Origin of the sequence: Thiobacillus sp. 65-1402 (assembly GCF_001897685.1) — a bacterium.
Classification (GTDB): Bacteria; Pseudomonadota; Gammaproteobacteria; order Burkholderiales; family Thiobacillaceae; genus Thiobacillus.
This window is the reverse complement of record NZ_MKUG01000052.1, coordinates 1-12921: the sequence shown is the minus strand read 5'-3', so window position 1 is coordinate 12921 and position 12921 is coordinate 1. Positions and strand designations below refer to the sequence as shown.

Below are 12921 nucleotides of genomic sequence, written 5' to 3'. Positions count from 1 at the left end.
CGATCCAGGAAGCGGACCGTGGTGATTTCGCTCCGCCTGCCGACCTGGCGAAATTGCTGAAGAAATATGCAGGTTAAATGGCTGCGCCGCGCCCTGCGCAACCTGAAGCAGGAGGCAGCCTACATCGCACGGGACAATCCCCAAGTGGCGGCCACAGCTGGTGGCGGAAGCGGATGCCGCCACGCGATTGCTGACACTGCGCCCCGACATGGGTCGCCCGAGCCGGGTGCCGGGACGCGAGAGCTCGTCATGCCGATTTCCCTTGCATCGTTCCCTATCGGGTCAGGGAACAGCGCGTGGAGATTCTTCGGGTGCTTCACACCTCATGCAAATGGCCCGATGGCCTGCAAGAATCGTGATGCATGGTGGTCTGTCGAGCGATTGATCAAGGGCCTGTTGCCTTTGTGCAACAAAACAACACTTTCTCCTGGTCGCTGCAGAAAAAACAACAAGTTTCCTTGCCGCTCGGCTCCGGGTCTGGATAATCGACCACGTCCAACAAAGCACATATCCGTGTAGGACAGCTCTGCAGAGCTTCAAACCATAACTGGTTTTATTTTTTACTTTCTTAGGAGAAAGCAATGAAAAAATCCCTGATCGCCCTGGCTGTTGCCGGCGTCGTTTCCGCTCCCGCTTTCGCGGCCACCAGCAACGTCGACGTGTACGGCAAGCTGCACATGTCCGTGTCGGTTTTCAACGACCAGGAGACCGGTAGCGAAGACCTGCAGGTTTCCTCCAACGCCAGCCGCATCGGCTTCAAGGGTTCCGAAGACCTGGGCGGCGGCCTGGCCGCCATCTGGCAGATCGAGTCCGGCATCAACATGGACGAGACGGGCGGCACCTGGGGCTCCCGCAACACCTTCGTCGGCCTGAAGAGCGACGCCATGGGCACCCTGATGCTCGGCAACTACGACACCCCGCTGAAGCTGATCGGCCGCAACATCGACCTGTTCGGCGACACCCTGGCCGACTCGCGCAACGTGACCGGTGTCGAGTCCGACACCCGCGGCCGGAACTCGGTGACCTACATGTCGCCCAGCTTCAGCGGCCTGGCCTTCGCCGCCCAGTACAGCAATTCGTCCGACAGCAGCACCTTTGGCGATGCGACCGACGACGCCTTCTGGAGCCTGAACGGCACCTACACCAACGGCCCGCTGTTCGTGGGCCTGGGCTATAGCGATGGCAAAGCGCTCGAAAACGTCGGTGTCGACAAAGAGTGGCGTCTGGCTGCCGGCTACAGCTTCGGCGACTTCAAGGTGGTCGGCCAGTACGACAAGTCGAAAAGCGAGTTCAGCAACGACGACTACAGGGCCTGGCTGCTGGGCGGTGCCTACACCATGGGCAACGTGGTCCTGAAGGCCAACTACATGGACGGCGAGTGGGACGGCTTCAACGGCGATATCAAGCAGTGGACCATTGGCGCCGACTACAACCTGTCCAAGCGCACCACGGTCTACGCCCTGTACGCTGACGGCGAAAACATCGGCTTCGGCTTCGGCGCCGGCGGCAGCGACCTCATTGGGCCTGACAACGAAGATGTTTCCGTCTTCTCGGTGGGTGTGGTTCACTCCTTCTAATTCAACGCCGGGGCAACCCGGTTTGAAGAACGAAGCTTAAACGGGCTCCTGCGGGAGCCCGTTTTTTATGGCTGTCGCGCGGTGAGGGCAGGTAAACTCGCGGCTTCGTGGTTTCCTCGCCGCCGTTCCTCCTCGGCTCTCTTTATGCAAGCTCCCCATGCGCCCCCCCTTCCGCCGGACCTGCAGCAGGCCTTGCGCATGGCGCTCGAATACCGCAAGGGCGGCCGCCCGGCGGAGGCGGCCGCGCTCTACCGCCAGCAGTTGGCGGTGTATCCGCGCCAGCCCGAGTTGCTGGGGCATTTCGCGGATCTGCTGCTGAGCCAGGGCGATTTTCCGGCGGTGCTGCCGCTCGTCGAGCAGGCGCGCGCGGTTGCGCCGGGGCAGGCGCAGTTCTGGCTGATGCAGGCGCAGTGCCTGCTCCAGCTCGGCCGCGCGAAGGACGCGCGCAAGCTCATCACCGAAGCCATCGGCAAGGGGCTGCGCCATCCGCTCGCCGACGAGTTGCTGCGCCAGGCACGCGCCGGCGACAAGGCGAAGCCGGGCAAGCCGGCGCCGCTGAACGAGGCGCTGCGCCAGCTCGATGCGCTGATGCAGGCAGGGCGCCACGCGGAAGCCGAGCGGCTCGGCCGCGAACTGCAGCCGCATCACGCGAAATCGCCGCATCTCGCCTACCTGCTGGGCATGGCGGCCTTGCTGCAGGGGCGGCCGCGGGACGCGGTGCCGCTGTTCGAGCGGGCCGTGACGCTCGACGCGGGCATGGTGCCGGCGCTCTACAACCTGGGCTTCGCGCTGGACGGGCTGGGACGCCTCGACGAGGCAGCCGCTGCCTACCGGCGCGCATCCGTGCGGGCGCCGCAACTGGTCGACGCGCACAACAATCTCGGCCACGTGCTGCAAAAGCTCGGCCGCCACGACGAGGCGCTTGCCGCCTTCGAGCGTGCGCTCGCCCTGCGCCCGGACGCGGAAATCCACATGAATCGCGGCAACGCGCTACGCGATCTGGAGCGTACCGAGGAGGCGGTGGCAGCCTACGCAAGCGCGCTCGAGCTGAAGCCGGACTTTGCCGAGGCCCTGACCAATCTGGTCGCGGTCCAGTATCTTCTCGGCCGCTTCGAGGACGCTTTGCACACCTCCGAGCGCGTAATCGAGTGTCGCCCCGACGCGTTTACGGGCTACCTGAGCAAGGGCAGAGCTTTGCACGAACTCAAGCGCTACGACGAAGCGGTGGCCGCTTTCGAGGTGGCCTTGACATTGAAGCCGGACGACGCCGAAACCTACAAGAATATGGGGGTAACCCTCAAGAAAATTGACCGCTACGAAGCGGCAATCGCCTCATTGCAGCGAGCCGTCGCGCTACGCCCGGATTCGGACAACGCGATCAATCTTCTTGCCGGGGCGCTGCTCGACGCGGGGCGCCATGATGACGCGCTGGCCATGTATCGGCGAGCACTGGCGCTCGACCCGGATGGCCTGTTCAGACTACACAGCAACATGTTGTTGGGCCTCAACTACCAAGCGGGAACATCCCCGGCATCGCTGTTTGCGGAAGCGCGCGCCTACGGCAATAAGGCGGCGCGCAAGGCGAAGCCGTTCGGGCGCCATGACAACCTGGCGGACCCGGAACGGCGTCTGCGCGTGGGCTTTGTTTCGGGTGACCTCGGCCAGCATCCGGTGGGTTTCTTTCTGCAGAACGTGCTCGAAAGCCTCGATCCCGAAAAGCTGGAACTGTTCGCTTATGCGACGGCCATCCGAAGCGACGAGCTCAACGATCGGTTGCGTCGCTCGTTCGGGCACTGGTGTGATGCAACGAATTCGAAATTCATCGACGATCAAACCCTGGCTGCCCGTATTCATGAAGACGGGATCGACATCCTGATTGACCTGGCTGGCCATACGGCCAAGAACCGCCTGCCGGTGTTCGCATGGAAGCCTGCTCCGGTCCAGGTGACCTGGCTGGGCTATCTCGGCACAACCGGCCTGGACGCGATAGATTACGTGCTGGCCGACCCCTGGGCCCTGCCGGCCGGCGAAGAGGGACAGTTCACCGAGACGCCCTGGCGCATGCCGGAATCCTATATCTGCTTCTCGCCGCCTGACCTGCCGATCGTGGTGGAAGCTGCGCCGGCGCAGGGCAAGGGCTACGTCACCTTCGGCTGCTTCAACAATCTGAACAAGGTGACCGACGAGGTGATCGCGGTCTGGGCGCGTCTGCTGCAGGCCGTCCCCGACGCGCGGCTCTATCTGAAGACCAGGAGCCTCGGGGCACCCGAAATGCGCGAGAACGTGCTGGCGAAGTTTGCGTCTTTGGGTGTCGACGCCGCGCGCCTGACGCTCGAAGGGCAATTCGCGAGCCAAGAGGATCACTTCCGCGCATACCACGCGCTCGATATCGCGCTCGATCCCTTCCCCTATCCGGGCATCACCACCACCGTCGAGGCACTATGGATGGGGGTGCCGGTACTTTCGATGCGCGGGGACCGCTTCATCGGCCACCAGGGCGAGACGATCCTGCATAACGTCGGCTTGCCGCAGTGGATCGCCGGGAACGCCGACGACTACGTGGCGAAGGCGGCGGCATTCGCCGCCGACGTGTCGATGCTCGCCGAGTTGCGCGCCGGCCTGCGCGCGCGGCTGCTGGCGTCGCCGCTGTGCAATGCGCCACGCTTTGCCCGCAATCTTGAGGCCGCGCTCAGGGGGATGTGGCTCAAATGGTGCGAAACGGGGCGAGACCATGCTGGTTGACCAGCCAAACCTCAGGGCCGGACACGACCACGTGTGTGGATGACGAGTCGTGTGCGGCTGCCGGTGACGCAGCGCGCGAGGACGGCATCAGCTAGACGTTGCAGTCAGTGGGCGCGCTATGTGCGGTTTGATTGCACCTGCGAGCGCAGCGGAACGCTGTGGGAGGTTCGCCACGAACGGAATCAACAATGTGCCGTTCGTCCGTTCGACACGCTGACGACGCAGCCTGAGCTTGTCGAAGGACTTGTTCAGGGCTTCACTTGTAAAGATGGGATGGACGGGCGCCTCCGGGAGCCCGTTTGCCTTTTTCGCAATCAGCCTTCCACGATTTCGAAATCGTGAGTGATCGCGGCCGTCTTGCCGAGCATGATCGAGGCGGAGCAGTATTTTTCGGCGGAGAGTTTCACCGCCTGCTCGACACGCTTGGGGTCGAGTGCCTTGCCGGTGACGGTGAAGTGCACATGGATTTTCGTGAAAACTTTCGGGTCGCTGTCGGCGCGGATGGCGTCGAGGTCGGCGACGCAGTCGCTGACCTGCTGGCGGCTCTTGCGCAGGATGTGAACGACGTCGAAGGCGGAGCAGCCGCCGAGACCCAGCAGCAGCATTTCCATCGGCCGCACGCCGAGGTTCCTGCCGCCTGATTCGGGTGGACCGTCCATGACGACGCTGTGGCCGGATTCGCTCTGGCCGACGAAGCTGACGCCTTCGATGAGTTTGACACGGGCTTTCATGGGGTTTCCTCAGGTTCGCGAAGTGCGGAGTTTGTACCACAGAATGCCCAGCCATTCGTGCAGGGCAAGGCTGCTGTCGCGCAAGCCGGCGGGAGTGGGCAACAGGTCGAGGATGGAATCGGGGCGGGTGCCGGAAAATTGCAGCCCGGCCGGAACGACATCGAGTCCTTGCGCCTCGAACAGCGGCACGGCGCGCCGCAGGTGCCAGGCGTGGGTGACCAGGACGATGCGCCGGACGCCCTTGTTTTTCAGCAGCGCCGCCGATAGCCGGGCGTTGTCCCAGGTGGTGAGCGAGGCGTCTTCGGCCCAGCTGGCCGCGATGCCGTATTCGTTCTGCAGGATGTGCTGCATGATGCGGCCTTCGGCGAGCGTGCCGCCGCCGGGCTTGCCGCCGCTGGCGAGGATGGGCAGACCGCTGGCGCGATGCAGAAAGGCCGCGTAGCGCAGGCGTTCCAGGCTGATGCCGTTTACGGTGTCGCCGCCGTATTCGGCCGCCGCTACGCGCCGCCCGCCGCCGAGGACGACGATGGCGTCCGCAGTGGCCAGGTCGGCCGGGCTGACAGGCATGCTGATTTCCAGGGTTTTCTGCAGCAGGCCGCCGACCCAGGGAGTGGACAGGGCGTACAGCGCGGCGGTTGACAGCAGGATCAGCGATACGGCGAGGCGGCGACGATGACGGCAGAGAACAAGCCCGGCGGCCAGCAGCAAGACCAGCAAAAGCGGGGGCAGCAGGGCGGCGGCGATCAGGTTGGTGATGAGCCAGGCAGTCATGCGGCGATTGTATGCGGGAGAGGGGCGCTGGCCGCGATTGTTACGCAGTGTTTGACTTTGCTCCGGGTGGGCGGTTAAAATACCCGGCTTTCCGAGAATGTCCTCTGTGCAGAGGTTGGGTCATGAAAACCTTTTCCGCTAAAACGCATGAAGTCAAACGCGACTGGTTCGTGGTTGATGCCGATAACAAAGTGCTGGGCCGCCTGGCTTCCGAGATTGCCCGCCGTCTGCGCGGCAAGCACAAGCCCGAGTTCACCCCTCACGTCGACACCGGCGATTACATCGTTGTGGTCAACGCGGGCAAGATGGTGGTGACCGGCAACAAGGGCCTCGACAAGAAATACTATCGCCACTCCGGTTATCCCGGCGGCATCTACGAAACGAATTTCGACAAGATGCAGGAGCGTTTTCCCGGCCGCGCGCTGGAAAAGGCGGTCAAGGGCATGCTGCCCAAGGGCCCGCTGGGCTACGCCATGATCAAGAAAATGAAAATCTACGCGGGCGCGGATCATCCGCACGAGGCTCAACAGCCCATGCCCCTCGACATCAACGCATAAGGTCGCATCATGATCGGTAACTACAACTACGGTACGGGTCGTCGCAAGGAGTCGGTTGCGCGCGTGTTCATCAAGGCGGGCAGCGGCAAGATCGTCGTCAACGACAAGCCGGTGGACGAGTATTTCTCCCGCGAGACCGGCCGCATGATCGTGCGCCAGCCGCTGGTGCTGACCGACAACCTGAACAAGTTCGACATCATGGTCAACGTGTCCGGCGGCGGCGAATCCGGCCAAGCCGGCGCGGTGCGCCATGGCATCACCCGCGCGCTGATCGAGTTTTCGGCCGAGATGAAGCCGGCGCTGAAGGCGGCGGGTCTGGTGACCCGCGATGCCCGCGAAGTCGAACGCAAGAAAGTCGGCTTCCACAAGGCCCGTCGCCGCAAGCAGTTCTCCAAGCGCTGATCGCTTGCCGGTCAAAAAAGCCGTCCGTTTCAGGGGCGGCTTTTTTTATGTCTGTCATCGGGCGTGTCTTACAATAACGCTCATTATTTGGATCGGAATCACGCCATGATCAAAGTCGGAATTGTGGGCGGCACGGGCTACACCGGGGTCGAGTTGCTGCGGCTGCTGGCGCGCCACCCGCAGGTGGAATTGAAGGCCATCACCTCGCGCAAGGAAGCCGGGATGCCAGTGGCGGACATGTTCCCCAACCTGCGTGGCCGGGTAAAGCTGGCGTTTTCGACGCCGGAAGAGGCTGGACTGGAGAGCTGCGACGTGGTGTTCTTCGCCACGCCCAACGGGGTGGCGATGCAGCAGACCCGCGCGCTGCTCGATGCCGGCGTCAAGGTGATCGACCTGGCTGCCGACTTCCGCATCAAGGACATTGCGGAGTGGCAGAAGTGGTACCGGATGGAGCACGCCTGCCCCGATCTGGTAGCCGAGGCGGTGTACGGCCTGCCCGAACTCAACCGCGACAAGATCAGGGGCGCAAGATTGATCGCCAACCCCGGCTGTTATCCAACCGCGGTGCAACTGGGCTTCCTGCCGCTGCTGGAATCCGGCGCGGTGGATGCCGGTTTTCTGGTGGCGGATGCCAAATCGGGCGTTTCCGGCGCCGGACGCAAGCCGGAAACCCATATCTTGTTTGCCGAGGCGGCGGACAACTTCAAGGCCTACGCCGTCGGCGGCCATCGCCACTGGCCGGAAATCAAGCAGGGGCTGGATAGCTTCGCTGGCAAACCGGTGGGCTTCACCTTCGTGCCGCACCTGTTGCCGCTGATCCGCGGCATCCATGCGACGCTGTATGCGAAGCTGAGCGCCGACATCGATCTGCAAGCCCTGTTCGAGCAGCGCTACGCGGGCGAGGCTTTCGTCGACGTGCTGCCTGCGGGCAGCCACCCGGAAACCCGCTCGGTACGCGGCGCCAACGTGTGCCGCATCGCGGTGCATCGGCCGCAGGGCAGCGACACGGTGGTGGTGCTGTCGGTGATCGACAACCTGGTCAAGGGTGCGGCGGGGCAGGCGGTGCAGAATATGAACATTTTGTTCGATCTGCCCGAAGACACCGCGCTGGCCGATGTGGGAATGCTGCCTTGACGGCTGGCGCGGAACTCCGCGGCCCAAACAGGGTCTTTGCTTGACGACGCGCGGGTGATGCGGATAATCACCCCACACATTTTCAAGGAGCATCGCCATGAATGCAGTAACCGAAATGGAATCCCCGCTGGTTTTCACCGATAGCGCGGCCAGCAAAGTCAAAAGCCTGATCGACGAAGAAGGCAACCCCGATCTGAAACTGCGCGTGTTCGTTTCGGGCGGCGGCTGCTCCGGCTTCCAGTACGGTTTCACCTTCGATGAAGCACAGAATGCCGACGACACCGTGATGGTGAAGAACGGCGTGACCCTGCTGGTTGACTCGATGAGCTTCCAGTACCTGGTCGGTGCCGAAATTGACTACTCGGAAGGCCTGGAAGGCGCGCAGTTCGTGATCAAGAACCCGAACGCCACCACCACCTGCGGCTGCGGCTCGTCGTTCTCGGCGTAAGCGCTTCTTCGCCCAATAAAAAAGCGGCTTCGGCCGCTTTTTTATTGGGCTACCACGCTGAATCGCCGCTCCTGCAAGGCAGGAGGACCGCCCCCGGCCGACGGCGGGCTGTTCAAGCCGGGTAGATCGCTCCCAGAATCCGTTCGCCCCGGGCACCTGTCACCGCTGGCAGGTTGCCCGGTTTGTGATGCAGCGCCTGCCGGGCCAGCCAGGCGAAGGCAAGGGCCTCCACCCAGTCCGGCTCGATGCCGAGCGCAGCGGTCGTTGCCACCCGAACGTTCGGCAGGCGGGCGAGAATGCGTTGCATCAGCACGCCATTGTGCGCCCCGCCCCCGCAGACGTAGAGTTCCTGAGCACCGCCGCAGTCGCGGCTCACCGCGTTGCACAGGCTCATGGCAGTGAATTCGAGCAGGGTGGCCTGCACATCGGTCGGGTCGATGGCGCGACCAAGGCGAGCGAGCGTCGTGTCCAGCCAGTCCAGGTTGAATTGCTCGCGCCCGGCGCTTTTGGGCGGCGCTTGTTTCAGATAGGCATGCTGGGCCAGCAAGTCCAGCAGAGCGGCATCGACGCTTCCGCCGGCCGCCCAAGCGCCATCGCGGTCGTAATGGGCGCCGCGGTGCCGTTTGATCCAGGCGTCCAGCAGCATGTTGCCGGGACCGGTATCCCAGCCGCGCACGGCGCCATTTGCCGGCAGATCGGTGATGTTGGCGATGCCGCCGATGTTGGCGATAACGCGGTGAGCGTCCGGATGCCGCAGCGCCTGGGCATGAAAAGCGGGCACCAGCGGCGCGCCCTGACCGCCTGCTGCGATGTCGCGGCTGCGGAAGTCGGCAACAACGGTGATGCCGGTAAGTTCGGCCAGCAGGGCGGCATTGCCGATCTGCAGCGTGTAACTGTCTGCGGGGCGATGGCGCAGGGTCTGTCCATGACAGCCGATTGCGCGTACGGTGGCGGGCGCGATGCCGTCGAGCAGCCCCTTGACCGCATCGGCATACAGGCGAGCAAGTTGATTGGCGGTGACGGCGGCGAGATGGATTTCATCGGGCTGCGGCGCATGCAGCGCCAGCAACTGCGCACGCAGACTGTCGGCGTAGGGCAGGTAATGGCTGCGGAGAAGGCGGGGCTGGCCCGCGGAGCTTATTCCGGCGAGAACTGCATCGACACCATCGAGACTGGTGCCGGACATGAGACCGACATAGTGTTCGGTCTCATGTATGGGGGGAGTGCTCAATCGAGCGCGGCGAGGTTGGTGCCGCGCAACAGGGCCAGCTTGTCAGACCAGCTAGCCGTCTCCTGCAGGAAACGCGCACGTTGTGCCGCGGCCAGCGGCGGCGAACCCGGCAGCTTGATGGTCATGGGGTTCTGCGGCCGCCCGGCGATGCGTACTTCATAGTGCAGGTGCGGGCCGGTGGAGGCGCCGGTCGAGCCGACGTAGGCAATGACCTCGCCCCGGCCGACCGAGCGGCCGGAACGGATGCCCGAGGCGAACGCGCTTAGGTGGGCGTAGTAGGTTTCATAGCCATTGGAATGTCGCAGGATGACCAGGTTGCCATAACCGCCTTTGCGTCCGGCGAACACGACGGTGGCATCGCCGGTGGCCTTGACCCGGGTACCGGTGGGCGCGCCGAAGTCGACGCCGGTATGGGCGCGGTGGAAGCCGAAAACGGGATGCTTGCGTGAATTGCTGAAGCTGGAGGTGACGCGCGAGAATTCGAGCGGCGAACGCAGGAAGCCTTTTTTCAGCGATTCGCCCTCGGGGGTGTAATAGTCCTCGCGTCCGAACGGATCGCGGAACAGCACGGCACGGTAGGATTTGCCGGCGTTGACGAATTCGGCGGCCAGCAGTTTGCCGGCGGCAATGGGTTCGCCATTGCGGTAGTTGACCGTGTAGATGACCGAGAAGGTGTCGCCGCGACGCAGGTCTTCGCGGAAATCCAGGCTGGTGGAGAAGGTTTCGGCCATCTGGTCGGCGATCTTGTCGGGGATGCCAGCGCTATCGGTGGCGCCATACAGCGATGTCAGGATGAGGCCGGAGCGCATTACGACCCGGGTTTCAAGCAGGTCGCTGGTTTCTTCGGCGACGTAGCCGTCGCCTTGGCGGCGCACCGTCAGGGCGGGGGCGTCGCTACGCTCGAACCGAATGCTTAACAACTGGCCATCCTGCGCGGTGGTGGCCTGGATGCGCTTGCCGGCACGAATGCCGGACGCCATCTGGCGCACCGCGTCGGCATTCAGCAAACGCTGGATTTCCAGATCGTCGATCTTGAGCCGCGACAGCGCGCTGGCGAGGGTGTCGCCGGACTGGATCAGGCTTTCGCGTTCGAACGTGCCGACCGCGCTGGCGCCGGCCAGCGTCGGCAGGGCGATGGCTTCGGTGATGGTTGCCGGGGCGAGGTCGAGTGTATTGGTGTCCGGTGCCAGGCCAAAGGCGGCAACAACACCGAAAAGAGGCAAGCTGGAGAGCGCAACCAGAGTGCGCAGGCTGAAGCGGCGTTCCGCTCCGCTCATGCGATCGGTTAAGATTCTCAGTTTGGCGAGCGGCATAAACCGTCTCCCTATCCGTAATCGAGCCGGGAGTCTAACACAAATGGTCCCGGGAGGTTTTGTCAATCCAAACAGCAGCTTGTGTGCGCTGGATGAAGCGGTATTCATGGTTTACGGCCAGGCCTGAACAAACTTGACCCGCTATAAGAGAGGAATTTGATGCAGGACGCCTTGCAGGAAATCAAGCGTGGAGCCGATGAGTTGTTGGTCGAGGCCGAGCTGATCGAGAAGCTGAAAACGGGCCGCCCGCTACGGATCAAGGCAGGATTCGACCCGACTGCGCCCGACCTTCATTTGGGCCACACTGTATTGTTGAATAAATTGCGCCAGTTTCAGGTGCTGGGGCACCAAGTCATTTTTCTGGTGGGGGATTTCACCGGCATGATCGGCGACCCCACCGGCAAAAACGCCACGCGCCCGCCGCTGACCCGCGAGGCGGTAGCCGAAAACGCCAAGACCTATCAGGAACAGGTATTCAAGATACTCGATCCGGCTCTGACCGAGGTGCGCTTCAATTCCGAATGGATGGAAAACCTGGGGTCGGCCGGCATGATCCGGCTGGCTGCGACCCATACCGTGGCGCGGATGCTGGAGCGTGACGATTTCCATAAGCGTTATGCCGGCCAGCAACCGATTGCGATCCATGAGTTTCTGTACCCGCTGATCCAGGGCTACGACTCGGTGGAACTGAAAGCGGATGTTGAACTGGGCGGTACCGACCAGAAATTCAACCTGTTGATGGGGCGCGAGCTGCAAAAACATCACGGGCAGCCGGCGCAGTGCATTTTGACCATGCCGCTGCTGGAAGGGCTGGACGGCGTCAACAAGATGTCGAAATCGCTGGGCAACTACATCGGCATCGATGAGCCGCCGCAGGAGATTTTCGGCAAGCTGATGTCGGTGTCCGATGAATTGATGTGGCGCTACATCCGCTTGCTGTCGTTCGAGTCGCTGGCCACTATCGCGGACTGGAAGCAGCAGGTCGCCGACGGCGCCAATCCGCGCGACATTAAAGTGCGGTTTGCGCAGGAGATCGTTGCGCGCTTTCATGGAGGGGCGGCGGCGTCCAAGGCTTTGGCGGAGTTTGAAGCGCGTTTCCAGAAAGGCGCGCTGCCGGACGACATGCCGGAAATCAGCCTGCCTGCGGTGGAAGGGAGCTTGCCGGTACCGCAGCTGTTGAAGCAGGCCGGGCTGGTCGCCAGCACCTCGGATGCCATTCGCCAGATTGCCGGCGGCGGCGTCAGGCTGGATGGGGAGCGCGTGGCGGATAAAGGCGTGGCGGTGCCGGCGGGAGCGACGGTGGTCGCGCAGGTCGGCAAGCGAAAATTCGCCCGCGTCACGGTTATTTGAAATTAATTTGACGAAAGTGTTGACGGATTATTTTTGCTCTGTAGAATGCGCAGCTTCTCGAAACGCAGCGCGATACGCAAACAGCGAAAAGCACTGCTAATCGATTGATCTTTAACAATTTACAGCCGATAGGTGTGGGTGTTGTTGCGGTAGTTGGATCGACTTTGGTTGGTTTGACAGCTAGCATAAATGCTCACACTTTAATGAAGTAATTCATTTGAGTTGAGCGACTGAAGTATTAGTAGTAATTGCAGAGATTGAACTGAAGAGTTTGATCCTGGCTCAGATTGAACGCTGGCGGAATGCTTTACACATGCAAGTCGAACGGCAGCACGGGTGCTTGCACCTGGTGGCGAGTGGCGAACGGGTGAGTAATGCGTCGGAACGTACCGAGTAATGGGGGATAACGCGGCGAAAGTCGCGCTAATACCGCATACGCCCTGAGGGGGAAAGTGGGGGACCGCAAGGCCTCACGTTATTCGAGCGGCCGACGTCTGATTAGCTAGTTGGTGAGGTAATGGCTCACCAAGGCGACGATCAGTAGCGGGTCTGAGAGGATGATCCGCCACACTGGGACTGAGACACGGCCCAGACTCCTACGGGAGGCAGCAGTGGGGAATTTTGGACAATGGGGGAAACCCTGATCCAGCCATTCCGCGTGAGTG

11 protein-coding genes and 1 rRNA gene are annotated in these 12921 nt (G+C 62.7%); 8 read left to right on the top strand and 4 right to left on the bottom strand.

Going from position 1 to position 12921, the window contains the following annotated elements; all coding sequences use genetic code 11:
• Nucleotides 1–581 precede the first annotated feature (581 nt).
• Together BGO62_RS04355 and BGO62_RS04350 are read left to right on the top strand one after the other, a co-directional pair.
• A complete protein-coding gene (locus tag BGO62_RS04355; protein ID WP_296639670.1) occupies nt 582–1577 on the top strand; it encodes a porin in 996 nt (331 codons plus the stop codon).
• Nucleotides 1578–1658: 81 nt separating this feature from the next.
• Nucleotides 1659–4319 (top strand): tetratricopeptide repeat protein, encoded by a 2661-nt coding sequence (locus BGO62_RS04350; RefSeq protein WP_296639668.1) that lies wholly within the window; start codon nt 1659–1661, stop codon nt 4317–4319.
• A gap of 314 nt (nt 4320–4633) precedes the next feature.
• Here the strand turns inward: BGO62_RS04350 and BGO62_RS04345 are convergent, their stop codons facing one another.
• Nucleotides 4634–5050: an OsmC family protein gene (locus tag BGO62_RS04345; RefSeq protein ID WP_296639665.1), complete on the bottom strand. Its 417-nt coding sequence runs from the start codon at nt 5048–5050 to the stop codon at nt 4634–4636.
• 9 nt (nt 5051–5059) lie between these two features.
• The gene (locus BGO62_RS04340; protein ID WP_296639664.1) at nt 5060–5821 is read right to left on the bottom strand and encodes a YdcF family protein; all 762 of its coding nucleotides are present in this window, start codon (nt 5819–5821) and stop codon (nt 5060–5062) included.
• Between the two features lie 122 nt (nt 5822–5943).
• Between BGO62_RS04340 and rplM the strand changes: the two genes are divergently transcribed.
• From rplM to erpA, 4 genes are all read left to right on the top strand, one after another.
• Nucleotides 5944–6378, top strand: coding sequence for a 50S ribosomal protein L13 (gene rplM, locus BGO62_RS04335; protein WP_296639663.1), 435 nt, complete (start codon nt 5944–5946; stop codon nt 6376–6378).
• A 9-nt stretch (nt 6379–6387) separates the two neighbouring features.
• Nucleotides 6388–6780 carry a 30S ribosomal protein S9 gene (rpsI, locus tag BGO62_RS04330; protein ID WP_296639662.1) on the top strand — a complete coding sequence of 131 codons (393 nt, stop codon included), beginning with the start codon at nt 6388–6390 and terminating at the stop codon, nt 6778–6780.
• A gap of 105 nt (nt 6781–6885) precedes the next feature.
• Complete coding sequence (gene argC / locus BGO62_RS04325; protein WP_296639659.1) at nt 6886–7914, top strand: N-acetyl-gamma-glutamyl-phosphate reductase; 1029 nt, start codon at nt 6886–6888, stop codon at nt 7912–7914.
• A gap of 97 nt (nt 7915–8011) precedes the next feature.
• Nucleotides 8012–8362 carry an iron-sulfur cluster insertion protein ErpA gene (erpA, locus tag BGO62_RS04320; protein ID WP_296639657.1) on the top strand — a complete coding sequence of 117 codons (351 nt, stop codon included), beginning with the start codon at nt 8012–8014 and terminating at the stop codon, nt 8360–8362.
• A 112-nt stretch (nt 8363–8474) separates the two neighbouring features.
• Here the strand turns inward: erpA and BGO62_RS04315 are convergent, their stop codons facing one another.
• Together BGO62_RS04315 and BGO62_RS04310 are read right to left on the bottom strand one after the other, a co-directional pair.
• On the bottom strand, nt 8475–9593 hold the full coding sequence (locus tag BGO62_RS04315; protein WP_296639655.1) for an anhydro-N-acetylmuramic acid kinase: 1119 nt from the start codon (nt 9591–9593) through the stop codon (nt 8475–8477).
• Nucleotides 9590–10906, bottom strand: a complete 1317-nt coding sequence (locus tag BGO62_RS04310) for a peptidoglycan DD-metalloendopeptidase family protein (protein ID WP_296639654.1) — start codon at nt 10904–10906, stop codon at nt 9590–9592. The genes BGO62_RS04315 and BGO62_RS04310 overlap by 4 nt, the downstream gene beginning before the upstream one ends.
• A gap of 159 nt (nt 10907–11065) precedes the next feature.
• Between BGO62_RS04310 and tyrS the strand changes: the two genes are divergently transcribed.
• Both tyrS and BGO62_RS04300 read left to right on the top strand, forming a co-directional pair.
• Nucleotides 11066–12256: a tyrosine--tRNA ligase gene (gene tyrS, locus BGO62_RS04305; protein WP_296639653.1), complete on the top strand. Its 1191-nt coding sequence runs from the start codon at nt 11066–11068 to the stop codon at nt 12254–12256.
• A 259-nt stretch (nt 12257–12515) separates the two neighbouring features.
• Nucleotides 12516–12921 (top strand): 16S ribosomal RNA (locus tag BGO62_RS04300); the annotation flags it as partial.